Consider the following 26,559-nt stretch of genomic DNA (forward strand, 5'->3'; position numbering starts at 1 on the left):
TCTTCTACCGTTCTCTCTCAAGCCAAAAGGGTTCTTGACCCATTTCGCCTGATTAGTTTCAAGATACAAGCTTGCTTCCCGCAGGGTGGGCGGTTCGGCGCAAAAGCATCTGGGCCATTGCTCTAATCTAAAAACCAAAATGTAAATCTGGAAGCTAAAACGCGAAAGTTGTCCGTATAACCCCAATCACCACATCACTATTAGAATTCCTGCCAGGAATACCAGCATTCTGGTTGACGCTGGGGAGGTAGATTACACCTGGAGTAATCGAAATGTTGTCAGTGAGTTGATATTTGTAAAATGCCTCAAAGTGGAGAGCAAAATCTTGGCTTCTGCTAGCAAAGGCTGGACTTAGGTTAGAGCCAGCAAAGCCAATCCCTCTCAAGGTGGGTTCTGCTCCGCCAACAAAGCCCAAAAAGTTACCTTTTTTGCCCAAATCTGGAAAACCCACAGCAAGGGCAAAATTCCAGATATCTGCACCCCCTAAGCCAATTATATTGGCATCGGTATACCCTCCCCAACCGTTGATGACGATGCCAGGAGTGGGTCGGAAGGAGGCTTGAACGCCAAAAGAGTTACTTTCAACTGGAAAGGATCGCCCTCGAAGTAATGAATTGTTATTCAAGTTGGCAAACGTTGTGCCTGTTCCACCGAAATTTAGGTTGTTGCCAGCGGTTAAACCGGGATTATTTCTCTCATAGCCACGAACATAGGTCAGTCCAAGCTTAAACTTAGTACCGCCGCTAAAGACTAACTGCGCTAGAGCTGAGTAGTTGCCATTAAATAGCCCAGCATCGGTTCCCGGATTGTTGGCGGTATTGGAAATATAGCCGACATCAAACTTAAAGTTATCGTTTAGCTTAAGATTCACGCCAACCCCAGCACCAAACGGACCAATGCGATAGATTGGATTGCGCTCAGCAAATCGAGAAATAGCATTTTGCCCTCCGCCCCCCCCGTCAAAGAAGGGGTTAACGGTATCAGCATAGTAATGGTGCAACGCCCCATTGCCAAACACCGAAACGGTGATGTTATCCCCAACTGGGAAGCGGTAATCTAGCACATCTAGAAATACGCTGTTGTTGCCGTTGTTTGAATCGGTGACCACACCGCCAGCCGCAATACCCCCGCCGTCATAGGGAAAGTTGCCCTCATTGGTGCGTTGGTAGTTATTCTGCGCGTTGGGAATGGTGGGATTGCTGAGAAGGCGGGTGGCGTTACCCGCTTGAAGCCGAATCCGCAAGCGATCTTTTCCTGTGAAGCTAGTCAAAAAATTAAGGCGAACCCGATTGTTAAAGACGGTGTTGATCTCGCCATCTCTGGGAAGGTTACCAAAGGCATCGGCGATCGTGAAAATCACCTCACCCGACAATTTAGTAGTAGTGGAGAACTGTTGTTTTTCAAGGGTGGCAGTGCGAACTTCCAATCCTTCAACTCGACCTCGAAGAGCAGCCAGTTCAGTCGTAAATTCTTCTTGCAGCTTTTTAACGGTTTCCAGGTCTTCTTTTCTAACAAAGTCAGCCGTTGCAGCGGCAATCAACTCTTGGATTTTGTCAAGACAAGCGTTTAAACCAGCGGCAAATTCAAACCGAGTTAAAGCACGATTACCTCGAAAAGTTCTGTCTGGATAGCCCACAATGCAGCCGTAACGTTCTACCAACGATTGCAGTGCTTGAAATGCCCAATCCGTGGGTCTTACATCTGTCAGTTGAGAAACAGATGTAACTTGGGTCATTGCGGGACTAACTTCTAGCTCCATTGCCATTAAAACTGGAGCCGATTGAGCTTGAATCACGGCTGGAGCTGGAGCAGGTAAAGCGATCTCTAAATTTGGCTCAGCCGCCGAGGTGGTTTCTGCACTAGAAACTGCTTGTTTTTCAGTCGCGCTGGCTGAAACGGGGATAGCTAGAGCAGTACTCAGAGCGATCGAACTAATTAACCAGGAATTTTTTAGCATATTAGACACTTTTTCCTCACACTAAACTTGACTTTCCAAAAACCAAACCCTAATTAAAGCCCTAGATTCAGACTGTTCAGAAGGTTGGAAAAATTGGGTTGATCTTTGGGATTCATGTATTTAATCACAATTCTTTTCCAGAAAATGATTCAAGAAATTCTTTTACGCTATCAATCCTTTGAATTCTTTGCTAAGGTTTCCTACTTCATAAACCTTTATGCAAAAAGGCACCCTACAAAAATGAAGGGTGCCTCAGCCTAAATTTACTAACTAAATCAACTTAGAAGGTGAAGGTGGTTCGAACAACGCCCACATACTGGGTTTCGTTGCGGCGGTTGCCTTCAGCATTGAACAACACAAACACACCCGGAGTAATAGCAATGTTGTCATTAATCCGGAAGCGGTAGAACCCTTCTAGGTGAAAGGGTGGGTCTCTATCAATTCGACGACCCTGACCTGCGATCCGGAAGTTGTTGTCCGTCACGCGAGGGGTCATGCCAAATAAAACCCCACCCAAGTTGCCTCTGCCACCCAAATCAGGGAATGACAAAAAGGCTGCCCAGTTTTGAAGCTGAGCTTCTCTGTTCGCAGTGGGGCTGTTAGCCCAGGTGTAGCCATACCAGCCACCCACTGCAATTTTGGAAGCTACCCGCCACTGCGCTTGAACCGCAGCCGTGTCGGTGGTAGTCGCATTACCGTTAAACGGGTTGGCAGCATTGCTCGTGCCGGTGCTGGCAGTGATGTTGGGGGTAGGCTGACCAAAGGTAGTGTTGCTACCGGGATAGTAGGAGCGAACATAGAACAAGCCAACATCTAATCCGGTAACGGGACGAACCACTAGTTGAGCAAGTGCCGAAAAGCCACCACTGAATAAGCCATTCTTCTCACTAGGGATGTTGCTTCCGCTCGTGGTTCCAGAGCTTTGGTCAGAAATAAAGCCACCCTCGAAAAGGAGCTTGGGGCTAAAGGCATATCTAAAGCTACCGCCCGCGCCGTTATTCGCATTTCGCAGGTTAGGGGTGAATCGACCAAAGCGAGAAACTGCACCTGCGCCGCCGCTACCAAAGGGAGATAGGCGGCTAACCATGCCGTCATAAAACTCGTTAGCGTTGGCATCGATTTGAACGGTCAGCTTGTCGCCCAATCGAAACCGATAGAACAGTTCGTCAATCTCAACGGAGTTATTGTTGCTACCGTCAAATCCCAAGCGGGTTTCGTTGGTGCCAGTGAAGTTGCCAGCGAAGGGCGTAAGGTTTCTGGCTTGGAGGCGAGTCCGCAATAGGTCTCTACCTGTGAAGGTGGTATCAAAGTTTAGCCGAACTCTGTCTCCAAAGATGGTTTCAGTTTGGTCATCTCTCAGGGCATTAACATTCCCTGCGTTCACACCGCTCAAGAAGGCACCGTTTCCATTAACAAATGCTCTTTCGCCAAAGGTGTCAGCAACACCGAAAATCACCTCAGCGTTCAGCTTGGTGGTAACGGAGAACTGTTGTTTTTCGAGGGTGGCAGTCCGAACTTCGAGGGATTCAACCCGACCGCGCAATGCTGCTAATTCAGTCGCAAATTCTTCTTGAAGTCGCTTCACAACTTCTAAATCTTCTTTCCTCACGAAGTCAGCAGTTGCCGCTGCAATCAATTCTTGAATTTTGTCTAAGCAGGCGTTCAAGCCCGCCGCAAATTCAAACCGAGTTGTAGCACGATTCCCGCGAAAGGTTCTGTCGGGGTAGCCTACGATGCAACCGTAGCGTTCTACTAAAGATTGCAGGGCTTGAAATGCCCAATCTGTCGGTCTAACATCAGTCAATTGAGAGACAGAGGTAACCTGCCCTAAAGTAGCCGCAGGCTGCCCTTCAGCGCTGTAAGCAGACACCTGATTCATCACAGAATCCTGTGATGCTGGTTGAACTGCGGACGTTTGGGCAAAAGCTGAGAGCGCAGTTGCTCCCAATAAAGCAGGAGCTAACCAAAAAGAATTCCAAATAATACGCGACATATTCAATCCTCACATCCAACTCGATAAACATAGTAGTGCATTAAATGCCTGCTATTGAAAAAACTTGCACAAGCACAGCAAATAATCGTGACAATAAACTTGAACTCAACCGCTTATCAATGCCGATCAACACAAGATCCAAAGGCTTTATACCCCTGAAAACACTTTACGTTCTTAATTAATTAATTAAAGACGTAGTAATGAATACAACGAACTGCGTCATTGTTCGCTTGACTAGCCTTCTATACAGTACCTTTCGGGCAGTTAAGTGAAAACAAACAAAAATATAACAGTAGGTTAAGAAAATCAAAAGGTTTAGATAAAAAGTCATCTTCATAGCAATGGATGAATAGGGTTAAGGCACACAAAGATCCTGAAGAAATAAGGAATAACGGATGGTTGTCTTGACCTTTCCTCACACTGCCATACAGGGAAAATCACTGAGGGCACAGAGATTAGAGTTGGCGAAAGGTGACACGCAATCTTGAGCGATCGCCCAAGATGCGGATCGCGGCAGGTAACGCACTCATGGCAAGCAAGATAGTAGAATGACAAGGATTATTGGGCGGGATCTAGGGAAAACGAACGATGACAGAAGCGGCGATCGGGATCATTGGCGGCAGCGGACTCTATAAAATGGAGGCGCTCAAAGACGTAGAAGAGGTTCAGATCGACACGCCCTTTGGTAAACCCTCAGATGCTTTGATTGTGGGCAGCCTAGACGGGGTGCGTGTTGCATTTTTGGCACGGCACGGACGCAACCATCACCTGTTGCCCTCAGAACTACCGTTTCGGGCAAATATCTATGCCATGAAAAGTTTGGGCGTAAAATATCTGATTTCTGCGTCGGCGGTGGGTTCCCTCAAAGAAGAAGCCAAGCCGCTAGATATGGTGGTGCCGGATCAATTTATCGATCGCACTAAAAATCGAATTTCCACCTTTTTTGGGCAAGGCATTGTTGCCCATGTTGCCTTTGGCGATCCGGTCTGTTTGAAGTTGGCACAGATTTTAGCGGATGCCGTTGAAAGCTCCCGGCTTACCGAGGTCACTCTCCATCGCGGCGGCACTTACATTTGCATGGAAGGTCCCACTTTTTCGACCAAGGCAGAATCCAATCTGCATCGCAGTTGGGGCGCAACCATCATTGGTATGACAAATTTGCCAGAGGCAAAGTTGGCGCGAGAAGCCGAAATTGCCTATGCAACCCTCGCATTAGTCACCGATTACGACTGTTGGCATCCCGACCATGACAGCGTTACGGTAGAACTAGTCATTGCTAACCTCCAACGAAATGCCATTAATGCTCAAAAGGTGATTCAAGAAACCGTGCGCCGCCTCACCGAAAATCCCCCCGATTCCGACGCTCACTCTGCCTTGAAATATGCCATTCTCACGCCCTTAGACAAAATCTCTGTTGAAGCAAAACAGCGCCTACACCTCCTATTGCAAAAATACCTGTGACGCAAAAATATCTGTGACGAGTGATGAGTGGCAAATTCAAAACTCAAAACTCAAAACTCAAAACTCAAAACTTCACTCTTCGCATCTTGCCATGCCTGACTGTCCTAAATGTCACCAGTTTGTTGAGTCGCGGGCGATCGCATGTCCCTATTGCCGAACGCCTTTAAAGGCACATGGGCATCCTGGGATGAAGCTGTTTCAAGCGACGGAAGGTGAGCCGCTTTGTGCAAGCTGTGTGTATCACGCTGATGATAGCTGCAACTTTCCCAAGCGTCCCTATGCGCTGGATTGTACGCTGTATGAAGATGTGCAAAAGCCTTTAGTGATGAGTCCCCAGTATGGCTCTGGTTTTCAGTTGCAGCGGTGGATCAAACGAAACACGACTTTACTATTGGTCGCTGGTTTGTTGATGGTGAGTTTGGGAATTGTTTTAATTCATCGTTGAGGATAAATAACTATAGCAGGTGAATTATTGAACAATGCTAGCGGTAACATCTAGGGGTGTCGCGAGTTCACCTAGGGTATGAGTTTCCAAGTGATCAGTATGCAAAACGGGTTTGACCGCTTGGAATACGGCAATGTCAAACCAAAAGGTCGTTCCTACGCCAACTTCGCTGGATAAGTGAACGCGACTTTGGTGCTTTTCGACAATATTACGAACGATGGATAAGCCCAATCCGGTTCCTTCTAAGGTGTGAACCCGATTTTCAACCCGAAAGAAGCGATCGAAAATGGCTTGCTGATCCTCTGAAGGAATGCCAATCCCAGTATCAGAAACTTCTATCCGAACTGTGTGAGTCGGTTCTGAAACGTGGAACAGTTCATTCTCCTGATCCAGTTCGTTCGTCTCAGCCTTTTCTAGCAGATAAGCGCGAATCGTAACTGTTCCCCCCGATGGCGTAAACTTCAGGGAATTTCCAACGAGATTTGTAAATACTTGCAGGAGCAGATCATAATGTCCGACTACGGCAGGGAGATCCGGCTGAATCTCTTGTTTAAGTTCAATCCCTTTATCACGGGCATTAAGCTGACAGGTTCGCAGCGTTTGTTCGATCGGCTGCGCTAAATCGACTGCTTCAAAGTTGTAGGTTCTGCAAGATTCTAACTTGGATAGATCGAGGACATCGTTGACTAAGCGCGTCAGGCGATCGGTTTCTCGGTTCGCTGTTTCCAAAAATTCTCGCTGTTCTTCCAGGCTCAAATCTTCCCCGTATTCATGCAAGGTTTCGATAAACGATTTGATATTGAATAGAGGAGTTCTCAGTTCGTGGGAGACGTTGCTAATAAACTGGCTTTTCGCCTCGTTTAGCTCAGCTTCACGGGTAATGTCTTGAATGGTAATCGCTACGCCTTTTACGGTTTCTCGCGTTAGATCCAGTACGCTCGTTAGCAAGATCCGAATGGTGCGATCGACTGGGTCTTTAAGGGTAACTCGAAATTCGCCGCCTTCTCGCATTTCTCCTTTTGCCATGCGATAAAGCGGGCGGGTAATTTCAGCTTGAATCGCATTGGGCAGGGAGTACAACACGTTATTGCCTTCAATCTTCAGCCCTTCCCAATTCAAAAACCGCCGTGCGGTGGTATTCACCAACACGACATGTAAGGAAGTATCCAGCAAAACGGCACCATCGGCGATCGTGGATACCAAGGTTTCTAGCTTGGCTTTTTCGGCAGTCAATTCTTCAATATTTTGTTCTTCATAGCGCTCTAGCTTTTCTGCCATCTCATTAAAGCTAAAGATCAACTCTCCCAGTTCGCCCCCAAAGGGTAAATCTACCTGCTGTTTGAAATTGCCAGAGGCGATGTTTTTAACCCCAACCAGTAGTTCTTTGATGGGGCGGGTGATGGTGAGGGCGTTAAATACTGCACCCAAGATCACCATGACCCAGATGGATACAAAAACGGCGATCGTCACATCACGGGTCAAGTTAGAAGAAGTAACAACTGTGGGATTGGGATTTGTCCCGATCGCCAAAACTCCCTTATAAACGCCTTCATAAATAATCGGTACAAACACATCGGTGACTTCCCCATCCGGAGTCAAATGCTGCCGTACCATCGGCTCATCCGTATGTTGAGCATAATCATCAGGAAGGTGAATTTTGCGACGAAGAGTCAGCGAGGTCTGAACTTCCGATTCTGAAAAAGGAATTCCTAGATAAATACTGCCTTCCTCATCGGCATACAGCATGTAGCGAATGCTAGAAGTACTGCTATAAAAACGGTGAGAAAACTGGGCAAGTTCTGTTTTTTTATTTTCGCCAATCAACGGGGTCACATTCGCGGCTAAAAGCAGACCTAAATCGCTGCCAAATCGGGTGTCGTTCAAGCGCGCATCTTCTTGAATAACATTGACCGCCCAAAATGTTAAACCGCTCATTAGCAGGGATACAACAAGCGTTGCCACAGCCATAAGTTTGGTCTGGAGGGTAAATTCTGACCACCAACGGGCGATTGTTTTCTGAATTTGCCTTAAGAAATTTAGCAAAGCTGAACACTGGCTATGGGTATCAGAAAATAGAGATAAATCTTAAAACGAACAGTTTTATTCTATTCCTACATTCTCTAACAATTATCTCAAGAGAAACCAGGGAATCTAAATTTTTCTCTTTTCAGGTTTTCTCTTTCAGGCTTCGTTCTCTGCCCCCTGCCCCCCGATCCCTAACGCCTGCCCCCTGCTTCTGGTGCGACGTACTGGGTATCCGATGTCTTGCCGATAGTAAGCACCCTCAAACTCAATTTGTTTGATGGCTGCATAGGCATCGTCTAGGGCAGCATCCAAGCTATCGCCTATGGCTGTAACTCCCAACACTCTGCCGCCATCGGTGATCAGTCCTTGGGGTTTGCTTTGGGTTCCAGCATGGAAAACCATTGCTCCGCCTACTTCTGCTTGCTCAATGCCGCTAATTATTTTTCCTTTCTGAAAAGCATCGGGATATCCTTCGGATGCCATGACAACACAAGCCGCTGATCCTGGTTTCCATTCGATCGCCGGCTGTTCGGCAAGGCGTTGATGAACACAGGCAAGCAGCAACTCATCCAATGGAGTTTCTAGCAGCGGCAACACGACTTGAGTTTCGGGATCGCCAAAACGACAGTTAAATTCAATCACTTTAGGATTGCCTTCGGGTGTAATCATCAGACCCGCGTAAAGCACACCCCGATAGTCAATGTTGCGGCTGCGGAGAACGGCGATCGCAGGCTCCAAAATTTCCTGCTGAATGCGTTCCATTAGCGCTGGAGTCGCGATCGAAGCGGGGGCATATGCTCCCATGCCGCCCGTGTTCTCGCCAGTATCCCCTTCTCCAATTCGTTTGTAGTCCTGTGCAGGCAGCAGTGGACGAATGGTAATGCCATCCGTGAGCGCCAAAATGGAAACCTCTTGCCCGGTCAAGCATTCTTCAACCACGACCCGCTGGCCGGCATCGCCAAACTTGCCACTAAACACTGCTTGAACCGCAGTTTCCGCTTGTTCTAAAGTAGTTGCAACAGTTACGCCTTTGCCAGCGGCTAGTCCATCCGCTTTAATCACAATCGGCAAGCCCTGAGTGCGAACATAAGCCAAAGCTGGATCAACAGCCGTAAAAACCGAGGCTTTTGCTGTCGGAATTTTGGCTTCATGCATCAAGTCTTTTGCCCACGCTTTACTCGCCTCAATTTGGGCACCTAGTTTTGTTGGACCAAACACCGTCAGCCCTTGGGCATGAAGAAAATCGGTGATGCCTGCGGCAAGAGGCACCTCTGGTCCCACCACAACTAACGAAACGCCATTCACCAATGCAAACCGGGCAATTCCTTCAAAATCTGAAACGTTCATTGCCAGATTTCGGCAGCGAGGCATTGATGCAGTGCCTCCTGTGCCAGGAATACAGATGACTTGCTGCACCTTTTCTGATTGCAGCAGTTTCCACGTGATGGCGTGTTCGCGCCCTCCATTGCCAACGACCAAAACCTTCACCGTTTTCTAACCCCTTACCGAAGATAATGGCGTATTTCCATAGGAATTCCTGTGGAAAGCTTCGCTAACGCTGCACAAATCGTACAGTTCACGCTAAACGAATTCTATTATGTCATGGTCTTAATGGTGAGATTTTTCTAAAACATTCCAAAACCTATCTGAGAAGGGCATTGAGGAAATAGTACGGATAAACACTGAGCAATAAACAGCGGTAACTTTAGAAAAAATCGAAACCCTGTAGGGTGTAATGCCGTTTTGAGTTTTGAATTGTAGAAGCTTTACTCAGTCACAGTCTCAACCTAAGATCTGTTGCATCTTCTAAATTGATAGGAGGGATTATAAAGAAGTGGAACCTTTAGACTGGATGTAGGTCTGGTGGTTTAATGCATTGAACATGTCGATATTGTGGGGAAAAAGTGGGATGGGATGGCGATCGAAGAGTCAATTAAAAATAAGAGTTTCTCTGAGTCTTCTAGCTGGAGCGACTGGAATAAGCACCAGTATTTTGCTGGGTCAGCAGGCTGCGATCGCCCAAATTAGCCAGCAATCCCCATCAGAGCCTGCTGCAAAATCGGCTCCAGCCAATTCAAAACCGATTCAAAGCAACAAGCCACCAGACAAGCGCAAACAGCCTGTTGCAGAAGAATTTCCTCCGAACCCGCTTGAAATTACGGCTCCTGATCCGCTCATTCCCTATGATTATAAAAATCGCCCTTTAACAACTCAAGAAATTCGGCAACTGCGGGCAGGGGCAAATCGGTTGGCGGTGATTGGGGCAACCAAACTAGAACAGGGCGATCGCGTTGCGGCATTTAACGCTTGGAACCGAGAACTGCGGTTTCGGCGTTTAGCGGGTCCTTTGACCGAAGAAGTGCTAACTCTGGGGCGAGTGGGCGATGTGGCATGGCAAGACAGCGACACAGCCCAACTGCGCTGGGTGACAAAACGCCTGGATGAAATTTTGGCAAAATCGCAAATGGAGCAATCTGCTAGCAGCAAAGGACAATTGGCAGCACCGACTCAGTTGTCTGCTCTTGAAACACTGCCCGCCGATCTTTCTTTAGAATTAGAGCCAACTCAACCTGCAAAAATCACCGAGAACAGCACTGTATCAGGTCAGCCTCAAGCGCAAACTCAAGCACCACCCACCTTAACAACCCGGCAGCTTTTGGATACTCTTGATACCAATCCTTTAGCGGTAGGAGGCGTGAATGCGATCGCCATTTTAGGAAACCTGAGTAAAGAAGTTTCGCTACTCGATGCGCTGGGATTTGCCTATCAGCAGGTGCGATTGCCGCAAACCGCAGTCAAAATTTATCAGCAATTGCTAGCAGAAGCTCGACAGCGTAAAGATGATTTTAAGCTGGAAGCAACGCTGATTACCCTAGGGCAGCTTCACCTTGCCTGGTTTGACTATGGCAGCGCCGTGTCGCCCTATCAAGAGTTGTTGGCGCGATCGCGCGATCGGCGTGACCCGATCAACTTTCCCTTATACCTCGATCGACTTGCCTACATTCACGAACAGGCAAAGCAGCCCGCCCAAGCCATTCCCTATCAAGCGCAACTGATCACCTTTCATCAAACTGCGTTAGGCGATGCCAAACTGATTCCTGCCCTGACGCTCAAAATTGCCGACAACCATCGCCGTTTAGCCCAACTCGATCAAGCCGAAACCACCTATCAACTGGCATACAAACTCGCAATTCCGCTGTTGCAGTTTGCCCACGCAGCAGACGCACTCAAAAAACTAGGCGATCTCTATCGGGCAAATGATCGCCTCGATTCCGCCTTGCGAATGTATACCTTTCTAGTAGACATTGAAAAACAGGCGTATAACACCTATGGCGTGATGAATGCCTACGATCAAATGGGACAAGTGCATTTGTTGCGAAAAGAATATCCAGAAGCGATCGCTGCCTTTCAGCAAGCCCTACCCCTAGCTCAACAACTCAAGTTTCGCGAAGACTATTTCGCCACCCGCATCCAAAAAGCCACAGAACAAAGGGAATGAAAATGACGAGAGGCGAGAGGCAAACTCAAAACTCTACTCTTCGTCCTATGTCAACCTGCATTGCTGTTGAAGTGCCTGCCGCAGTAAATCTTTGTACTGGCGATTGTCGATCGCGTAGGCACCGAAGCGTTCTAGGTGGGGGTTCATCATTTGGGCATCGAATAGGGTGAACTGGCGATCGCGCAGATGGTTTACTAGCTTTACCATGGCAACTTTGGAGCCATCGGGAATCCGAAAAAACATCGATTCACCAATAAATGCGCCGCCAATCACAATTCCTAAAATGCCCCCTGCCAATTCGTCGCCCTGCCAGGTTTCAAAGCTGTGTGCCCAGCCTTCTTCATGCAGCGATCGATAAAGGGCTTTAAGTTCCTCAGAAATCCAGGTCGTTTCTCGATCGGCACAGCCTTCTACAACGCTGGCAAAATCCCGATTAATGGCAACAGTGAACCGCTGTTGATTGAGAACACGCTGTAACGATTTGGGATAGTGAAAGCGATCGTCCAAGGGAATCAGCGTTCGCTCCCGACTCGAATACCAGCCCAAATCGTCGCCTGCCTCATCTGCCATTAAAAAATAGCCTTGGGCGTAACCCTGAATAATAGAGGGAATATCAAACTGACTACTCACCGATCGCAATTCCTATTTCGACTTTGCAGGGAGTTTGCCAATTTCTTCCTTAACAATTTCTTGAATCAGATTCATTACTTTAGGCAACACTAACTCATTAGACATGCGAATCGACTCAGACATTAGTTTTGGGGTAGTCGCGATCATTTTTTGTCCAGTCGAAGTTTTGTAAAAAGCAATCACATCTTTTAATTCGGCTTCTGTATAAAATTTGTCATACAAAGAATAGCTGATTTGCTCCGTAATTTGCTTCATATCCAGCACTTGAGGCACCCGCTCTTGATAGCGCTTCATAATTCTCAGCGCGGTGGCGTTTGCTTGCTGTTTTAATGCCTCACCCTGCAAGCCAGAACCCTCTAAAAAACTGGATAACAACTGAGGCAACTCAGTTTCCATTTGCGTTAAACTTTGCCTCAAAATGGCATCGGCACTATCTCCAGCGCGAGTCAGTTCTAACAATTCCTGAATCAGGGCGCGTTTGGGAGAAGGCACGGTTTGAGCGCTGGCAGACCCTGCCCAGGTGCAAGCAATTAGCAGGGTAATTCCGGCAAGCTTGATGATCGGTTTTAGCATAGGTTTAGCGATCGCGGTTTCAGCATTTCAACTATAGGCTACGGTTTAGCCAACTTGCCAACAGGTTTTAATACCGTTTTGAGTTTTGAGTTTTGAATTTTGAGTTGTAGAAGCTTTACTCAGTTACGGTCTCAACCTAAGATCTGTCGCATCCTCCATTTAGATTGGGATAATCAGGGCAAACATTTGTGTAGAGGTGTTTCTATGGAACTCTGGCAAAGCAACGACGGGCTTACACTGGATACACAGGTGATTGAGACTTTTTGATCGTGCCCATGGTTGAACCGATTCCAAATATCACACTGCCCCCCGCTCAAAATCCTGAACAGGAAGGGGAATGGCTGCAAACCGCATTGCTGAACTGGCTAAACACCGAATTTTTACCAGAGCTAGTCAATCAGCAAATTGCCAAACGCGCTGCTCAAATTTTTGTGCGGCAGCGAATGGAAGGCGAAAACGATTTAATCTCCTTAACACTGGCGATCGTGACTGAAATGGAAGCCTTTGATTTCTCCAACAGTTTTTATGGACAATTTGCGATCGCCAACGCCGTCAGCGACCTGCTTCTAGACAGCCTAGGCATCGATCGCTGCTGCGGACAGTAGACGAATGGCGAATGCAGAATGGCGAACTCTATTCTCTGCACTCAAAACTCAAAACTCAAAACTCAAAACTCAAAACTCAAAACTCAAAACTCAAAACTCAAAACTCAAAAATTGAATGCCAACCGTTGATTTTTATCCACCTCGCCGCAATGTGCCTTTTGTTCGGCTGATTCAAACGCTGATTCCGATGGTGGCATCTTGGGGCTTTAAGATGGATTTGGAGGTGGAATATGAAAGCCTCAATCAGTTGATCGCACTGCGAAACGATCGCGTGTTGCTGTTGCCCAATCACCCGACGTTTCATGATGCGATCGCCCTATTTTTGCTTTCTGGCAAGCTGGGGCAATCGTTCTATTATTTAGGAGCCTATGAGCAATTACAAAGCAAGCTAGGGCGATTTTTTCAAGCGATCGGGAGCTACTCAGTTCGGCGTGGCTTAGCCGATCGCGCCAGCATTATCCAAACGATGGAGCTATTGGCGCAACCGGGTTGTCATTTGGTGATTTTTCCCGAAGGGGGGTGTTCGTTTCAAAATGACATTGTGACTTCTTTTCGGGCAGGTGCAGTCCAGTTAGCCTTGCAAGCGATGAATCGAATGGTGAAGCAAGGAAAAGCGATTCCGGATCTGTACGCTGTTCCCGTCAGCATTAAATATCGCTATACCCAAGACATGACGGGAGCGATTGAAAAACTATTGGGTCAGCTTGAACAAAAGCTAGAGGTGCCAACACAATTGGGTCACTATGAACGGCTGCGCGCGATCGCCGAAACCCTGCTGACTCAGCTTGAAAGCGACTATGGCATCGCATCAGATGACGCAACCCTATCTTGGAATCATAGAATCAAATCTCTGAAAGCCCATCTTCTAAAAACCTGCGAGCAGCAGTATGGACTCACTTCAGCAGCAACCGACCTCGATCGCGAACGGGTCTATCGGGTTTTGAACGCAGCGCAAATGCAAGCCGAGCTATTACAAACTGAATCGCAAATCGATCTCCCGTGGAGCGTGGAATTTGTGCAGCGATCGATGATGCGAGTGCTAAATTTTGATGCCATGTATGACGGCTATGTGGCGGAAAACCCCACTGTAGAACGATTCATGGATACCCTGACTCGCCTAGAACGAGAGGTATTCAACATCGATCAACCCGCCCCCAAACGGCATCGAGTGGCAACCATCAAGATTGGCACCCCGATTAACTTAAAAGACTCGTTGACCGCATTTCAAACCCACAAAGCGGCAACGGTAGATCACTTGAACCAAACCATTCAGCGATCGGTTCAAAGCAACCTGGACTTGCTGAATCAATCTCGATAATTTCATTTATTCAAACGTGGCAATCCGGTACGGCATGGCGCTTGAGGAAAAGTGCTTGGTTGTAAAGCGCTAAGTTGTCCCAGTGTAAGGCTTCGGCAAAGAACAGGATTAGGCAAAAGCCCGAACCTGTTGCAGCCGGATAACTTAGCCAGGTGACTCGCAATTGGGCTGAAGAAATGGCGCTCAATGCATGAAGTTGGGTTTCGATGTCGGGTAAGTTAGCACACAGAGGTTCGATCGCGCTCCACTCGCCAGATTTTTGTGCGAAAAGCCGCACCAGAAAGGGAGAGTTGCGATCGTACTCCAGCAAATCTGCGGTGATGCAGGACAATAGATCCTCTGGGTCTAATGTTTCCAAATCACGAGCTAGCGTAGTTTCAAGGGTCATTTGAATCGCTCCTGGAATACTGCAAATTCTTCCTCAGTAATCGGTCGTCTTTCACCTCGCCTCAGCTTTAGCAGGTGCGCTTGATTTGAGCGGTTGAGGCTTGTGATCAGTTCACCTGCCATCTCAAAAATATGCTCTCTGTCTTTCATCCCGCGAACGACATAGCGATCGTCTGGCTGAATAAATACGTCTCCCTGTCTGGCTCTTTGGGCATCGTTGAAGGCAACACCGACGGGTCTTCCTGCTTCGCCTCGTTCTCTCGAATGGTCACTCCTCATTTGGCTATATTAAGGGCAAACCTACGGTTCTCAATATCAATTTTACCAATAGTCCCAACAGCCTTACCCACTGCTCCAGAGATCACTGCCACAATAAACGCAACTCACCTGAACTCAACGGCTCAAGGGATCTTTTCTACAAGATTTTAGGAGAAGTGGGCGTGAGGGCTATAGTTAGGGAAAAATAAGTCTGCCGAGGGCAACAGCAAGGTTGAGTAACAAATGGCTAAGGATCGAGCTGGTTGGATTGGGACGATAGTCGGTGTTGTCGCTTTGGGTTTTGCGGCTCAACAGTATTTCTTTGGAACCTTTGCAAAGACCCAAATTGATGATATCAAGGGTTGCAATGGCTTTTTGATTAAAGAGAAACCAGTTGCCTTGTCCACAAAGGCGATTCCTGAAGCGATTGAGCAAAAGTATCTACAAGACAAGATTCTGAGTTGTCGGGATGAGCTTCAGAAGAATGACAAGAATGCCGTTGCCTACACCAACATTGGCGAAGCCACCCGCCGCCTGGGTGATTTGCCCACTGCCCTTATCGCCCAACAGGAAGCCGTGAAGCTAGACCCTAACTTGCAGGAAGCAAAGCTTGGACTGGGATTGGTACAAGCTGATATGGGGAAAACAGCAGAGGCAAACCAAACCATCCAAGATACCTTAGCTCAGAAAGAAAGCGCCATCGCTTACTTGTATCAAGGGATTGCTTTCGGAAAACAGAAAGATTGGAGAAATGCAGAAACCTCTTTTCGTAAGGCAACTGATCTCAATCCCAACAATGCCAGTACTTACTACGGCTTGGGAATTGCTCTAGATAAGCAAGGCAACTTAGAAGGGGCGATCGCTGCCTATCAAAAAGCTATTAGCATCAATCCTAACCTTGTTGAGGCTTACAACAGCTTGGGAATTGCTCTTCAAAAAGCTATTAGCATCAATCCCAACAATGCCAATACTTACTACAACTTGGGAATTGCTCTAGATAAGCAAGGCAACTTAGAAGGGGCGATCGCCAAATTTAAGAGAGCCAGAGATTTATATCGCACTCAAGGTAATACTCAGCAGGCGGAGAAGATCACCCAGCTTTTGGAAAAAGCAGGCATCCGTTGATGGTTTATTGCTGCGTGTTCCAATCTGCAACTCTTGCGATTTGGTTGCTGTGGAAGTTGCGAATTAGATAGATTGTTGAGTGGACGATCGCTCAAAGTCTGCGACATAGTGAAGTTGGGCGATTGGCTTATCAAGTGGATGCGATCTCAGTGAAATCAGGCGATTGCTCAAGGTCTGCGATCTCAGTGAAATTAGGCGATCGCGGTTTGCTGGGTGGGGGCGATCAAAGGTGGGCGATCGCGGTTTGTTGGGGGCGATCGCTCAAGATCTGCGATCGCGATGGTTCTAAAAGGAAGGCAGTGCTGTTGCCTGCTCTATGATGAAGTCAGACTTTTTGATTAGCCGCTAAAACTCAGAACCATTTCTACTGCTCACAGTTATATTTTGCCGTTAGCCCAAGGCAGAAAGTCTCGGAGAGCGAATAAATCGCTACGAGAAAAGTATTTGGGCAAAAAAGTTCGTCTCATCTCTCAACTGTCCACTTCGATACACTAAATCTAAGCTTTGCCCGACTTTTGGAAAAACCCATGACCAAAACCTTGACGATTATCCTGCCCGATGAGCTAGAGCAAACCCTGACTCAGACCGCCGCCCAAACTAACCAGTCTGCCGAAGATCTAATTGTGCAATTACTCACCCAAAAATTTTTCCCTGACAATAATCAATCTCTCGAAAATGATCCGCTAATTGCCCTTTTTGGCTCCATCCATTCCAACTACCCCGATTTGGCAGAGAACCACGACTACTACATTGGGCAAGCACTCTACGAAGAAATGCATCGCAATGAGTAGCGCATTTATTGACACATCCGGTTGGGCAAGCGCTTTTGATGCTCAACAGCCGGATCATCAAGCCGCGATTGCGGCCTTCAAGCAAATGCGCCAAAGCAACCTCAAAATCATCACGAGTAATTACGTGATTGCCGAATTAGTCGCTCTTTTTCACAGTCCATTGCGAATCCCTCGCCCTCAAATATTTACCACGATCGACACCATCAAAACCTATCCCCACCTCGAGATCATCCATATTGATCCAGAGATTGATGCAGCCGCTTGGAACCTTTGCAAAGCTCGTCCTGATAAAAATTGGTCGCTGGTCGATTGCACCTCTTTTGTCATCATGCAGCAATTCGAGATTCAGCAAGCTCTCACTACCGATCGCCATTTTGAGCAAGCAGGCTTCATCCGGTTATTCACTCTCCACAGCTAAAATCTGATTCTCTTGGCGATCGCCGCTGACAAATAGATTACGTGTACTATTACAGAAATTGATGCATGGCTGGATTAGGAGAATCACGATGCGCTTGGGCAAAGTTGTAAAGTCTAACTCTCACTGTGATTACATTGTGGAACTAGATGATGAAACCAGTCGAGAGAATCCACCCAAGCCAGATGATTTTGGATTTGGCTCTTTTGTGCGGCTAGAAGGGCGAATAGCAGGGCGCGATCGCCATTGGGCAGTGGGCTTAATCTACAACTCGCAGCTATTCAACCCCATGTTTCTCAACATGGGTCCGCGGCTTTCCAGCGAACCCGATCCTGTGTTCACGCCCGACCTCATCAGCGAAACCCGCACTTTGCTATGGACAATCCTCATCGGCACCTTAGAACAAGGCGAGGATATGCCCTATGGACAGCACGGCATCCCAAAAGCGATTGTCCCAGTCAACACGGCGGTCTATCGGATGACCCCCGACGAAATTTATCGCTTTCATCTCAACGAAGCTCAACGTCCCCAGTTTTGCTATTACAGTCTTTTGCTGCGCTGTGGCGGCACCTTTGCCTCTCAACTAACCCAGCAGGTGGTAACTGAACTAGTAGATAGCAGTTTATTTAGCGGAGCCGACCAACGAGCGCTAAAGGTGTTGTGTAAGGAATTATCCTGGAAAAGCACGATGGGAGCGATGAGGTAGGAGCGAAACTGACATTAGCGGCTCGGCTCGCGGTTCGCATTGCGGAGTATCCAATAGCTAATTGCCAAAGCCAAAATTGCAGAGGCTAAGGCAATCAGATCAATGCCTCCTGTTTTCTCTAAATCCAAAATAATGATTTTTCGAGACACTGCAATTAAGGAAGTCACGATCACCAATTCTGATTGAATGGTATGGCTCTTTAGATAAGCCGTGATGTTTTCAAGAATTTCTAAAGCAATTAAGACGTTTAAAAATAATCCGAAAACTTTAGTTATCGTAGTGCTAAAACGTCCGTAGGGTGTTGTTAAGAATAAATCACTGGTAAGAAAAATCATCAGATCGAGAATTGCTACGATCACCACTACAACCATCGCAATCGACAAAATTTTAGCGACAACTCCTTCAAATTGATCAATAATTTCTACAAATGTTTCGTTTTGAAATACATCTTTTAAGCGTTTTAGGGATCGTTTTAAAAATCGCATATTGTTCTATAGGCACATGAAGCGAGAATACTAAACTCAGGGTCTGGGCGCAATTAAGTGTTGTGATAGTTCTAAGTGCAGGTCTATTTCATTCTAAATAGGGTTCAGAAGTATTCTTAGAGGTTGTTTGAGAAGTGAATTAGGGAGTGAAAAAGCTCACTCAGTGTGCGCTGCGAATAGATAGTCCACAACACCGAGAGCGCGCCATGAGCAAAGCTTACCCTAGTAATCTGACCCGCAACCAATATGAAGTACTCAGTGATTTGATTCCAGAGGCGAAATCCGGTGGTCGTCCACGAGCAGTGGATATGTGGGAGATTCTCAATGCCATTTTCTATGTTTTGGTTGAAGGCATACGCTGGCGATCATTACCGGGCGATTTTTCCCCATGGAAACGGTGTACACCTACTTCCGGCAATGGCGTAAAGACAAAACGTGGATCGAGATCCATGACCGTTTGCGCGAATGGACAAGAATTGAGCAGGCGCGTGCTTGCAGTCCATCGGAAGCGTGATCGATAGTCAAAGTGTCAAAAGTGCAGCCCTGGTCAGTCAGTCAGTAGGCTACGATGCGAACAAGAAAATCAAAGGACGCAAGCGGTTTGCAGCAGCCGATACCCTGGGTTTAAGCTTGCGGGTCGTGGTCACCGCCGCTAGTGTTGGGGAACGAGAGGGTGGCAAACAAGTCCTCAAGCGGGTTCAGGAAATGGGCAAAAGCGTCTCCCGACTCCATACCATTTGGGCTGATGGGGGCTTTGACGGGGAACCCTTCATGAGTGGGTCATGGATATGTGTCGATGGATTGTAGAGGTGGTGTTGCGACCTGAGCAAACTAAAGGGTTTGTGGTAGTCAAAAAGCGGTGGGTGGTGGAGCGTACCTTTGGCTGGTTAATGGGGTGTCGGCGATTGGTCCGAGACTATGAGTTATTGCCAGAAACATCGGAAACCTTTATTTATCTGGCGATGATCCGTATTATGCTCAGGCGGTTTGCGTAAAATTTGACCCCTCAATACCTTTAAAACGTCCTCTTAACACCTACCCAACTAGCTACTCAGCATAATAATTCAAATGCAGTAGGTGAACGGGCGATCGATCCTTTTTTCTCATCTGCTCAAGGTTGAGTAAAATCTTGTAGCAACTTCTTGATGTCTTTGCTATGAGAGCGATCGCGGTGAACTCGGTCAACTCGGTTCAAAATGATTCTGTGGATTACACTCCTCAGCTAAAGTTGTTGATGCAGCCAGCGGGGTTAGTTAGCTTCAAAGGATTGAGTCAATTGGCGGGTGTTTCAAACAAGCAAATTCGCAAGTTGCGGCAAGGACACATTGGTCAAATGCAGGTCGCTACGGTACAAAAACTGGCTGAGACGTTGCAGGTTTCTTTTGTAGAGTTGGTTTCTACTTTTTCAGAGATTTCTGTAACTTTAGCTCCTAGTTCTCAATCTCCAAATCCTAGCGACATTGCCGATTTGCAGCAGGAGTACGATCGCTTACAACGTCAGCTAAACCAACAAAAGGAAATCCTTGGGCAAGAATTTCAGCAGTCCAGCTTGCAGGTGTTGGAATCGCTGCTGTTGCAGTTGCCTACGGCGGCTTATGCAGCACAGCAAAATCCCCAGTTGTCCGCAGTGAAGCTGTTGCCCTTGCTGCGTCCGATTGATACATTGTTGCAGCAGTGGGAGATTGAAGCGATCGCCCAAGTTGGCGCTGAAATCCCTTACGATCCGCAGCAGCATCAACTGATGGAAGGAGTGGCGGCAACGGGCGATCGCGTGCGTGTGCGATATGTTGGCTATCGGCAGGGCGATCGGCTGCTCTATCGGGCAAAAGTCAGTCTAGCTGTGTAGTATCGGGTGCCAGCCATAGGGCTAAATTCCGCAGATAGGCTTTCAAATCGGGCAACGCTTGCGGTTCAGTTTGCATCCCGTCTCCGGGTGGCTCATCGACAAAGCTAGGGCAGTCTAAACGAGCATCCCAGTTGTAATCGCAAAAGTGGTGAAAGGTGGATTCAGCCACGGCGCGTCCTAACAGGTTTCCCTGCGGATCTCGTTCATGCTCAAAGGCGATCGCTAGGTTAAATGTTCGACCCGTCACTAGGCTAGTTCCCATAGCGATCGCCCGTGCATGGGGATTGTGGGCAGGCGCACCTACCGCCCCTTCATGGGGATGCGCGGGTAAAAACTGAATCATGCCCGTAGTCGCAGCGGGATTTTTGAGCAGGTCGTGGAGCGGTTCCACAATCGTGATCCGCTGGCAGTCTCCATTTTGTCCAGAGTGATAGTTGGGATAGGAAATCGAAGTCGTGTAGGGATCATCAATGCAATGGCGCGATGGGTCAGGATCAGGATTTTTGGTATGGAAATAGTGCGCGTCGCCCACCCCTGCCAGAGAGCAAACCGAGCAGCCTAAATCCATATGATCGCGTGTCACGAGCATCCCCCCGCCTCGCCGCCGAAAATCTGAGATGCCTTTACAGTCTTGTTCGCTGATCCCGTCACCCACATCCACGGCAAACAGCCACAGTTCATCAAAGTCTGAAGAATCCAGCGTACTCAGAACTGGATCATTGCCGTTCTCATCGGCTTCGCGATCGCGGGATGTCACTTCACAGAGCAGATTTCCTGCCTGATCTCGTAATGACGACAAATAGCCATGCAGCAATGAAAACCGGGCAATGCTCCAGTCATCCGTTGTGGTAGGAATAGTCGTTTGCAGCAAAATCCGTAGAGGAGACATAGGCGAGAAAGAAGGAGGGAAAAAGGAAAAAGGAAAAAGGAAAAAGGTTTGATCTGCAAACCTAACTCCTTTCCTAAAAACTACCTTACTAAAAAACCCCAAGACTAAGGATGCCTAGGGGTTGAAGTTAACTACTCACTCAAAAACTATGCGTTGTAGGGAGCCACACCACTGAATTTCAGCTTTACTGGGTCGGGGTTGCTGCCGATATTGCGATCGACTTTATTGACAGGTCCACGACCAGGATTAACTTTTTCAGGGAAAACGCCATCTGCTGGGTGCAGGTATTGCACTTCTCCATTGGGGAAAACGCGATAGATCTTATAGTCCATGATTTTCATCTTCCGCAATTGCTGACCACCCAGCGCCAAACATTGCTCTTTACGAGCTAAGTATAAAAGGTTTTCACCTTGTCGCATAACGGCTGCGCCACCAGTCGGCATCTCAAAAACCTGTTCGGTTGGGCTAGTCCAGGTGATTGCGTATTTTTCTTCAACTAGGGCTTTCGTCAGTAGTCCACCAGTGCTACCCCCAAAGATAGGAGGTTGTCCAGTCAGAGTTTCTGCCATTGGATGTTTCTCTCAATGTTTTAGGGAATCCTATCACTGAGCTTGTCCCCTTCTACGGACTTTTGAGGGAACTGTAACAGTTCTTAGCTATCAGCCCTTAAGTGTTTGCTTGAGACTCTTTAAAAGTTGCAGAATCTTTGCAGCAACGTATCTATCGAAAGTGTGCAATCGATGAAGTTCGCGCTGCTTTAGTGGAGTTTGCGGTCTGATTTTGAGACAATAATCGCGAGTTCTAAACTCCAGAGCAAAACCCGTCGCCTTTAGTTGGGTGCCAGGATATTAGGTGTTAAATGAACTACTTCTCAAAAAAATTGCGGCTGCGAACCACGCTTGTTCTTCCTTTTATTGTGGAAATTCTGCTTGCAGTTGGGTTGGTAGGCTACCTTTCTTTCATGAATGGGCATAAAGGAATTAATGATCTGGCAACTCAATTGAGAGCCGAAGTTACAGAGCGAGTGCGCGATCGCGTCCAGTCCTATGTGGCTATACCGCAGTTGGTCAATCGTTTCAATGCTCAGACCGTCGAGCTTGGACTGCTAAAGTTTGAAGATTTGCAGGCTGCCGAACGCTACTTCTGGCGGCAAGTTCAAACCTTTGACTCGGTGGGAAATATTGGTTTTGCCAATGCTCAAGGACAATCGCTGCGGGTGGGGTGGATCAATCGATTATCCAGCACTGAGCAGCCTCAAATTGCTGAGCAATTAGCGATCGGCGGTGGCACTTTAAACTATTACGACATTAATCAAGCGGGAAAGCGCATCAAGCTCAGTAAGGCAGTATCAAACTACGATCCGCGCAAACGGTCTTTCTACACGAGCGCTGTTAAAAGTGGGAAACCTACTTGGAGCGATGTATATATCAATCAGGGCTATAACTTGCTGCAACTGAAAGCTAGCTATCCTTACTATGACAACAGTGGCAACCTTGCAGGAGTGCTAGCCAGTGAACTAGGAATTGAGCAAATTGGTCGATTTTTGCAAGCGTTAAAAGTGGGGGATTCTGGGCAAATTTACATCATGGAGCCAACTGGAGAGTTGGTGGCAACCTCGATTAAAGATCAACCAATCCTCATTGGCAAGGGTAAAAAAGCTAGCCGCATTCGGGCAGTGGATGGAAACAATCGATTGATGCAGGCTAGTTCTAAGTTTTTGGGCGATCGCTTCAGCACCTTAAGCAACCTGCAACAAAATCAACAACTCGAAATGCAGCTAGACGGACAGCGCCAATTTTTGCAGGTGTCCCCCTTTCGAGATCCCTATGGGCTGGACTGGCTCATCGTCGTTGTGGTGCCAGAAGCAGACTTTATGGGGCAAATCAACGCGAACACCCAAAGCACAATTCTATTAAGTTTAATCGCTTTAGCCGTGGCGATTGGGCTAGGCATTCTCACCGCTCGCTGGATTACGCGCCCCGTTTTACGAGTCACCCACGCTTCTGAAAACATTGCCAGCGGTAACCTAGATCAACACATTACCTCCAGCCGCATTATTGAAATGGGTAAGTTGGCTGCTGCCTTCAACAGCATGGCAGGACAACTGAAGCAGTCCTTTACAGACTTGGCGACTAGAAACGCAGACCTGCAACAAAGTGAGGCGAGAAATCAAGCTTTTTTGACTGCCATTCCCGATCTGATCCTGCGGATTAGCCGGGAGGGACAGTATCTAGATGTGGTGGAAGCGAAGAATGTGGCAATGCTGGTTGCAGGGCAAGATCACTTGGGCAAACACATGTCTGAAGTTTTGCCCACAACAGTCAACCAAGCCTATGCTGTAGCGATCCGGCAAACACTACAAACGGGCGAAACTCAAGCATTAGAGTATCAACTCACTATTGAGGGACAGCCGCAAACCTATGAAGCGCGGGTCGTGGCAAGCGGCAGTGATGAAGTGATATGCATTGTGCGCGACATCACCGATCGCAAACGCTCAGAAGCAGCACTGCACCAAAGCGAAGCTACCAATCGTGCCCTAATTGCCGCCATTCCCGACCTGCTGATTCGCGCCAACAAGGATGGCACTTATTTTCAAATCACCGGACAAGATCGCATCAGTGTGCATGGTTCAGAGAATTTTCTAATCGGTAACACGGTTACAGAGTCTTTGCCGCTGCCCCTAGCCCAACAGCGCTTGGAATCCATTGGGCAAGCCTTACAAACTCAGCAATTACAAATTTATGAACAGCAGATTTTAATTAATCGGGAACCGCGTGATGAAGAAGTTCGGATTGTGGCGATCGGTGCCGATGAAGTTCTCATCATGGTGCGTGACATCACCGATCGCAAACAAGCAGAACTGGCGCTCAAACAGCTAAAAGATTCTTTTGCCCGATTTTTTCCAGCGGAATATCTCAAATTTCTCAACAAAGAAAGCGTCACCCATATTCAACTAGGAGATCACATTAGTAAAGAAATGGCAGTGATGTTTTCTGATATTCGCTCCTTCACGAACATCAGCGAAAGCATGACTCCGCAAGAAAGCTTCGATTTTGTCAACACCTATTTGCAATATGTTAGCCCAGCGATTCATCGTCATAACGGCATTATCGTTAAATATATGGGGGATGGGGTAATGGCAATCTTTCCCACCCGTGCCGAGGATGCTGTGCAAGCAGGCATTGCTAAGCTGAAAAAGATTGCAGAATACAACCAATTTCGTCAAACCCAGGGCTATCTTCCCATTCGGATCGGAATTGGGATACACATTGGTCACATGATGGTGGGCATGGTGGGCGAAGCAAGCCGAATGCAAGGCGATGTGCTTTCAAATCATGTGAATCTGACTTCACGCCTGGAGGGTTTGACTAAGTTTTATGGCGTATCGATGGTGATTTCGGGTCAAATTTTGGAGCAACTGAGCGATCGCAGTCAATATCATATTCGCTTTTTAGATGAGGTGATTGTGCAAGGTAAAACCGAGGCGATCGCAGTCTATGAAGTCATGGACGGCGATCCTCACACTATCACCGATGCAAAACTACAAACCCAACCCAACTTCGCCCAAGGCTTAGAACACTATCGCAACGGCGAACTAACAGAGGCGCAGCAATGCTTTGAGCAAGTTTTGAAAATGAATCAACTCGATAAAGCGGCTCAACTTTATTTAGAACGCATTCACCAATTGCTTCATGAGGGAATACCCCATAATTGGAGCGGCATTTGGACTTTCACCCAAAAATGATCGTGAGTAGGAAAGACTTTCCAACAAGTTTGACCCTATACTGTGCATCCAACTTCTAAGAGCCTTGTCTTTTTTGAATTAACTCCAGCCTGCTGCTTGCAGTTCATCGGGAGACATTGAAGCAGGATGTTTGGAGACACCAAGTCTAAATTCAATCCGATCTGCTAGTGCATGAAAGGTTCTTTATCATCCCGATGTTCAAGCACATAGGCTCTTAATTGTGTCTGAGTCACTGTAGTAAAGTTCGGTTTAGTCATGACTACCCCCAGTTTCCATCGCGTGTCTCAAATACTGGATGCATTGAAGGTATCGCATTGCTTGATGCTGCCCGATTGAATACCGCGATTGAACCAGCGCACCCGTTGAGCGGAACTGCCGTGGGTAAACGAATCGGGCACTACATAGCCTCTCGCTTGAGACTGTAAGCGATCGTCCCCAATTTGGCTTGCAGCGTTTAAGGCTTCTTCGATATCGCCAGGTTCCAAGATTTGCTTCGTTTGGTTGGCGCGGTTTGCCCACACGCCCGCAAAACAGTCTGCTTGAAGCTCAACTCGTACCGAAAGCTGATTGGCTTCGGTTTGGCTAACTTGCCGCTGGAGTTTGTTGACTTTGGGTAAAATGCCAAGCTGGTTTTGCACATGATGTCCAACTTCATGGGCGATGACGTAGGCTTGGGCAAAGTCGCCAGGTGATTGAAGCTGAGTTTTCATATCACGAAAGAAGCTGGTGTCGAGATACACTTTGCGATCGCTAGGGCAATAGAACGGACCTGTAGAAGATTGAGCGACACCACAAGCAGACTGCACTGCACCCGAAAACAGTACCAGTTTTGGCTCCTGATAGGTTCTGCCCAACGCTTGAAACTGCTCATTCCAGACATCTTCTGTTTGAGCAAGCACCGCAGCGACAAACTTAGTTTCTTGAGTTGGCGCTGGAGCCTTGTTCCCTTGAGGCGCATTCGATACAGGTGGATTGTTGGCAGCCTGATCCAAAACGATGCTTGGATCGCCACCCAGCAGCGTCACGACGATCGCCAAAAGGATTGTTCCAATTCCACCCCCAGCGACGGCTGTACCGACTCCACGCCCGCGCCGATCCTCCACGTTGTCACTCTGGCGACCCATTTGCCACTTCATGGTGATTTCCCCTCAATAAAAACAAACAGTTGCGACTCAATATAGCGATCGCAGCGAATCACGTCATCACCATAAGGTAAGAGTTGTCTAAAGAAAATAGTTGTTGGCTGAGATACGATTCCTAGCAATTTGCCCCGTTATGCTTGACATTACCACTTTCGTGTATCAGGGCTATGATGCTCAGAAATCTGAATAACGTCAGTTCGGGTTAAGCCGAAGGCAGCAAATTATAGTCAATGGCGATCGTAGGCTTCTTTGGCTGATGGCAAT

The 26,559-nt window shown here is 47.5% G+C and carries 25 protein-coding genes and 1 pseudogene; 13 read left to right on the top strand and 13 right to left on the bottom strand.

Features of this window, described 5'->3' with window-relative positions; all coding sequences use genetic code 11:
• Positions 1 to 154: 154 nt before the first annotated feature.
• Together AB3R30_RS23380 and AB3R30_RS23385 are read right to left on the bottom strand one after the other, a co-directional pair.
• A complete protein-coding gene (locus tag AB3R30_RS23380) occupies positions 155 to 1,957 on the bottom strand; it encodes an iron uptake porin (protein ID WP_458651620.1) in 1,803 nt (600 codons plus the stop codon).
• A gap of 280 nt (positions 1,958 to 2,237) precedes the next feature.
• Positions 2,238 to 3,950: an iron uptake porin gene (locus tag AB3R30_RS23385; protein ID WP_458651621.1), complete on the bottom strand. Its 1,713-nt coding sequence runs from the start codon at positions 3,948 to 3,950 to the stop codon at positions 2,238 to 2,240.
• A gap of 588 nt (positions 3,951 to 4,538) precedes the next feature.
• On the opposite strand from AB3R30_RS23385, the gene AB3R30_RS23390 reads away from it, so the two are divergent.
• Positions 4,539 to 5,411, top strand: coding sequence for an S-methyl-5'-thioadenosine phosphorylase (locus tag AB3R30_RS23390; protein WP_458651622.1), 873 nt, complete (start codon positions 4,539 to 4,541; stop codon positions 5,409 to 5,411).
• A gap of 13 nt (positions 5,412 to 5,424) precedes the next feature.
• Entirely contained in the window at positions 5,425 to 5,856 is a 432-nt protein-coding gene (locus tag AB3R30_RS23395) for a zinc ribbon domain-containing protein (RefSeq protein WP_458651623.1), read from the top strand.
• Positions 5,857 to 5,880: 24 nt separating this feature from the next.
• Here AB3R30_RS23395 and nblS read toward each other — a convergent pair whose 3' ends face one another.
• Both nblS and purD read right to left on the bottom strand, forming a co-directional pair.
• The gene (nblS, locus tag AB3R30_RS23400; protein WP_458651624.1) at positions 5,881 to 7,899 is read right to left on the bottom strand and encodes a two-component system sensor histidine kinase NblS; all 2,019 of its coding nucleotides are present in this window, start codon (positions 7,897 to 7,899) and stop codon (positions 5,881 to 5,883) included.
• A 138-nt stretch (positions 7,900 to 8,037) separates the two neighbouring features.
• Positions 8,038 to 9,369: a phosphoribosylamine--glycine ligase gene (purD, locus tag AB3R30_RS23405; RefSeq protein ID WP_458651625.1), complete on the bottom strand. Its 1,332-nt coding sequence runs from the start codon at positions 9,367 to 9,369 to the stop codon at positions 8,038 to 8,040.
• Positions 9,370 to 9,763: 394 nt separating this feature from the next.
• On the opposite strand from purD, the gene AB3R30_RS23410 reads away from it, so the two are divergent.
• Positions 9,764 to 11,380, top strand: coding sequence for a tetratricopeptide repeat protein (locus tag AB3R30_RS23410; protein ID WP_458651626.1), 1,617 nt, complete (start codon positions 9,764 to 9,766; stop codon positions 11,378 to 11,380).
• A gap of 45 nt (positions 11,381 to 11,425) precedes the next feature.
• Here AB3R30_RS23410 and aat read toward each other — a convergent pair whose 3' ends face one another.
• Together aat and AB3R30_RS23420 are read right to left on the bottom strand one after the other, a co-directional pair.
• Positions 11,426 to 12,010 (bottom strand): leucyl/phenylalanyl-tRNA--protein transferase, encoded by a 585-nt coding sequence (gene aat, locus AB3R30_RS23415; RefSeq protein WP_458651627.1) that lies wholly within the window; start codon positions 12,008 to 12,010, stop codon positions 11,426 to 11,428.
• A gap of 12 nt (positions 12,011 to 12,022) precedes the next feature.
• A complete protein-coding gene (locus tag AB3R30_RS23420) occupies positions 12,023 to 12,583 on the bottom strand; it encodes a DUF2059 domain-containing protein (RefSeq protein ID WP_458651628.1) in 561 nt (186 codons plus the stop codon).
• A 275-nt stretch (positions 12,584 to 12,858) separates the two neighbouring features.
• On the opposite strand from AB3R30_RS23420, the gene AB3R30_RS23425 reads away from it, so the two are divergent.
• A complete protein-coding gene (locus AB3R30_RS23425) occupies positions 12,859 to 13,188 on the top strand; it encodes a hypothetical protein (RefSeq protein ID WP_458651629.1) in 330 nt (109 codons plus the stop codon).
• A 115-nt stretch (positions 13,189 to 13,303) separates the two neighbouring features.
• Positions 13,304 to 14,506, top strand: a complete 1,203-nt coding sequence (locus AB3R30_RS23430) for a 1-acyl-sn-glycerol-3-phosphate acyltransferase (protein WP_458651630.1) — start codon at positions 13,304 to 13,306, stop codon at positions 14,504 to 14,506.
• Positions 14,507 to 14,516: 10 nt separating this feature from the next.
• Here the strand turns inward: AB3R30_RS23430 and AB3R30_RS23435 are convergent, their stop codons facing one another.
• Positions 14,517 to 14,894 carry a hypothetical protein gene (locus tag AB3R30_RS23435; protein WP_458651631.1) on the bottom strand — a complete coding sequence of 126 codons (378 nt, stop codon included), beginning with the start codon at positions 14,892 to 14,894 and terminating at the stop codon, positions 14,517 to 14,519.
• On the bottom strand, positions 14,891 to 15,172 hold the full coding sequence (locus AB3R30_RS23440) for a hypothetical protein (protein WP_458651632.1): 282 nt from the start codon (positions 15,170 to 15,172) through the stop codon (positions 14,891 to 14,893). Before AB3R30_RS23440 ends, AB3R30_RS23435 begins: the two co-directional genes overlap by 4 nt.
• Before the next feature lie 222 nt (positions 15,173 to 15,394).
• On the opposite strand from AB3R30_RS23440, the gene AB3R30_RS23445 reads away from it, so the two are divergent.
• The 5 genes from AB3R30_RS23445 to AB3R30_RS23465 all read left to right on the top strand — a co-directional run bounded on the left by AB3R30_RS23445 (position 15,395) and on the right by AB3R30_RS23465 (position 18,188).
• Complete coding sequence (locus AB3R30_RS23445; RefSeq protein ID WP_458651633.1) at positions 15,395 to 16,276, top strand: tetratricopeptide repeat protein; 882 nt, start codon at positions 15,395 to 15,397, stop codon at positions 16,274 to 16,276.
• Positions 16,277 to 16,398: 122 nt separating this feature from the next.
• Positions 16,399 to 16,596 (top strand): hypothetical protein, encoded by a 198-nt coding sequence (locus tag AB3R30_RS23450; RefSeq protein ID WP_458651634.1) that lies wholly within the window; start codon positions 16,399 to 16,401, stop codon positions 16,594 to 16,596.
• A gap of 207 nt (positions 16,597 to 16,803) precedes the next feature.
• On the top strand, positions 16,804 to 17,067 hold the full coding sequence (locus AB3R30_RS23455; protein WP_458651635.1) for a hypothetical protein: 264 nt from the start codon (positions 16,804 to 16,806) through the stop codon (positions 17,065 to 17,067).
• Positions 17,060 to 17,485, top strand: a complete 426-nt coding sequence (locus tag AB3R30_RS23460) for a type II toxin-antitoxin system VapC family toxin (protein WP_458651636.1) — start codon at positions 17,060 to 17,062, stop codon at positions 17,483 to 17,485. Before AB3R30_RS23455 ends, AB3R30_RS23460 begins: the two co-directional genes overlap by 8 nt.
• A gap of 88 nt (positions 17,486 to 17,573) precedes the next feature.
• Positions 17,574 to 18,188 carry a hypothetical protein gene (locus AB3R30_RS23465; protein WP_458651637.1) on the top strand — a complete coding sequence of 205 codons (615 nt, stop codon included), beginning with the start codon at positions 17,574 to 17,576 and terminating at the stop codon, positions 18,186 to 18,188.
• A gap of 14 nt (positions 18,189 to 18,202) precedes the next feature.
• On the opposite strand, the gene AB3R30_RS23470 is transcribed toward AB3R30_RS23465, so the two are convergent.
• Positions 18,203 to 18,673, bottom strand: a complete 471-nt coding sequence (locus AB3R30_RS23470) for a phosphate-starvation-inducible PsiE family protein (protein ID WP_458651638.1) — start codon at positions 18,671 to 18,673, stop codon at positions 18,203 to 18,205.
• 206 nt (positions 18,674 to 18,879) lie between these two features.
• Here AB3R30_RS23470 and AB3R30_RS23475 point away from each other — a divergent pair.
• Positions 18,880 to 19,668 (top strand): annotated as a pseudogene (locus tag AB3R30_RS23475) (IS5 family transposase).
• A 161-nt stretch (positions 19,669 to 19,829) separates the two neighbouring features.
• Positions 19,830 to 20,519, top strand: a complete 690-nt coding sequence (gene grpE / locus AB3R30_RS23480) for a nucleotide exchange factor GrpE (RefSeq protein WP_458651639.1) — start codon at positions 19,830 to 19,832, stop codon at positions 20,517 to 20,519.
• Here grpE and AB3R30_RS23485 read toward each other — a convergent pair.
• Both AB3R30_RS23485 and psaD read right to left on the bottom strand, forming a co-directional pair.
• Entirely contained in the window at positions 20,503 to 21,408 is a 906-nt protein-coding gene (locus tag AB3R30_RS23485; RefSeq protein WP_458651640.1) for a hypothetical protein, read from the bottom strand. The genes grpE and AB3R30_RS23485 overlap by 17 nt on opposite strands.
• Positions 21,409 to 21,554: 146 nt before the next feature.
• Positions 21,555 to 21,977, bottom strand: a complete 423-nt coding sequence (gene psaD / locus AB3R30_RS23490; RefSeq protein WP_458651641.1) for a photosystem I reaction center subunit II — start codon at positions 21,975 to 21,977, stop codon at positions 21,555 to 21,557.
• A gap of 290 nt (positions 21,978 to 22,267) precedes the next feature.
• On the opposite strand from psaD, the gene AB3R30_RS23495 reads away from it, so the two are divergent.
• Positions 22,268 to 25,153, top strand: a complete 2,886-nt coding sequence (locus tag AB3R30_RS23495; RefSeq protein WP_458651642.1) for a PAS domain-containing protein — start codon at positions 22,268 to 22,270, stop codon at positions 25,151 to 25,153.
• Positions 25,154 to 25,317: 164 nt separating this feature from the next.
• On the opposite strand, the gene AB3R30_RS23500 is transcribed toward AB3R30_RS23495, so the two are convergent.
• Together AB3R30_RS23500 and ypfJ are read right to left on the bottom strand one after the other, a co-directional pair.
• Positions 25,318 to 25,410, bottom strand: a complete 93-nt coding sequence (locus AB3R30_RS23500; RefSeq protein ID WP_458651643.1) for a DUF6887 family protein — start codon at positions 25,408 to 25,410, stop codon at positions 25,318 to 25,320.
• Between the two features lie 27 nt (positions 25,411 to 25,437).
• Positions 25,438 to 26,289 carry a KPN_02809 family neutral zinc metallopeptidase gene (gene ypfJ, locus AB3R30_RS23505; protein ID WP_458651644.1) on the bottom strand — a complete coding sequence of 284 codons (852 nt, stop codon included), beginning with the start codon at positions 26,287 to 26,289 and terminating at the stop codon, positions 25,438 to 25,440.
• Positions 26,290 to 26,559 lie beyond the last annotated feature (270 nt).

The organism is Sivoneniella epilithica UHCC 1019, assembly GCF_040830845.1.
Taxonomy (GTDB): domain Bacteria; phylum Cyanobacteriota; class Cyanobacteriia; order Leptolyngbyales; family Leptolyngbyaceae; genus ULC077BIN1.

Excerpts from the sequence above, each read along its gene's own strand:
- AB3R30_RS23470 (WP_458651638.1), bottom strand. The coding sequence starts at position 18,673 with ATGCGATTTTTAAAACGATCCCTAAAACGCTTAAAAGATGTATTTCAA.
- AB3R30_RS23485 (WP_458651640.1), bottom strand. The coding sequence starts at position 21,408 with ATGTCTCCTCTACGGATTTTGCTGCAAACGACTATTCCTACCACAACG.
- AB3R30_RS23420 (WP_458651628.1), bottom strand. The coding sequence starts at position 12,583 with ATGCTAAAACCGATCATCAAGCTTGCCGGAATTACCCTGCTAATTGCT.
- AB3R30_RS23430 (WP_458651630.1), top strand. The coding sequence starts at position 13,304 with ATGCCAACCGTTGATTTTTATCCACCTCGCCGCAATGTGCCTTTTGTT.
- psaD (WP_458651641.1), bottom strand. The coding sequence starts at position 21,977 with ATGGCAGAAACTCTGACTGGACAACCTCCTATCTTTGGGGGTAGCACT.
- AB3R30_RS23380 (WP_458651620.1), bottom strand. The coding sequence starts at position 1,957 with ATGCTAAAAAATTCCTGGTTAATTAGTTCGATCGCTCTGAGTACTGCT.
- AB3R30_RS23455 (WP_458651635.1), top strand. The coding sequence starts at position 16,804 with ATGACCAAAACCTTGACGATTATCCTGCCCGATGAGCTAGAGCAAACC.
- AB3R30_RS23440 (WP_458651632.1), bottom strand. The coding sequence starts at position 15,172 with ATGAGGAGTGACCATTCGAGAGAACGAGGCGAAGCAGGAAGACCCGTC.
- AB3R30_RS23465 (WP_458651637.1), top strand. The coding sequence starts at position 17,574 with ATGCGCTTGGGCAAAGTTGTAAAGTCTAACTCTCACTGTGATTACATT.
- AB3R30_RS23385 (WP_458651621.1), bottom strand. The coding sequence starts at position 3,950 with ATGTCGCGTATTATTTGGAATTCTTTTTGGTTAGCTCCTGCTTTATTG.
- AB3R30_RS23425 (WP_458651629.1), top strand. The coding sequence starts at position 12,859 with ATGGTTGAACCGATTCCAAATATCACACTGCCCCCCGCTCAAAATCCT.
- AB3R30_RS23435 (WP_458651631.1), bottom strand. The coding sequence starts at position 14,894 with ATGACCCTTGAAACTACGCTAGCTCGTGATTTGGAAACATTAGACCCA.
- AB3R30_RS23495 (WP_458651642.1), top strand. The coding sequence starts at position 22,268 with ATGAACTACTTCTCAAAAAAATTGCGGCTGCGAACCACGCTTGTTCTT.
- AB3R30_RS23460 (WP_458651636.1), top strand. The coding sequence starts at position 17,060 with ATGAGTAGCGCATTTATTGACACATCCGGTTGGGCAAGCGCTTTTGAT.
- AB3R30_RS23390 (WP_458651622.1), top strand. The coding sequence starts at position 4,539 with ATGACAGAAGCGGCGATCGGGATCATTGGCGGCAGCGGACTCTATAAA.
- grpE (WP_458651639.1), top strand. The coding sequence starts at position 19,830 with ATGAGAGCGATCGCGGTGAACTCGGTCAACTCGGTTCAAAATGATTCT.
- AB3R30_RS23410 (WP_458651626.1), top strand. The coding sequence starts at position 9,764 with ATGTCGATATTGTGGGGAAAAAGTGGGATGGGATGGCGATCGAAGAGT.
- ypfJ (WP_458651644.1), bottom strand. The coding sequence starts at position 26,289 with ATGAAGTGGCAAATGGGTCGCCAGAGTGACAACGTGGAGGATCGGCGC.
- AB3R30_RS23500 (WP_458651643.1), bottom strand. The coding sequence starts at position 25,410 with ATGACTAAACCGAACTTTACTACAGTGACTCAGACACAATTAAGAGCC.
- AB3R30_RS23445 (WP_458651633.1), top strand. The coding sequence starts at position 15,395 with ATGGCTAAGGATCGAGCTGGTTGGATTGGGACGATAGTCGGTGTTGTC.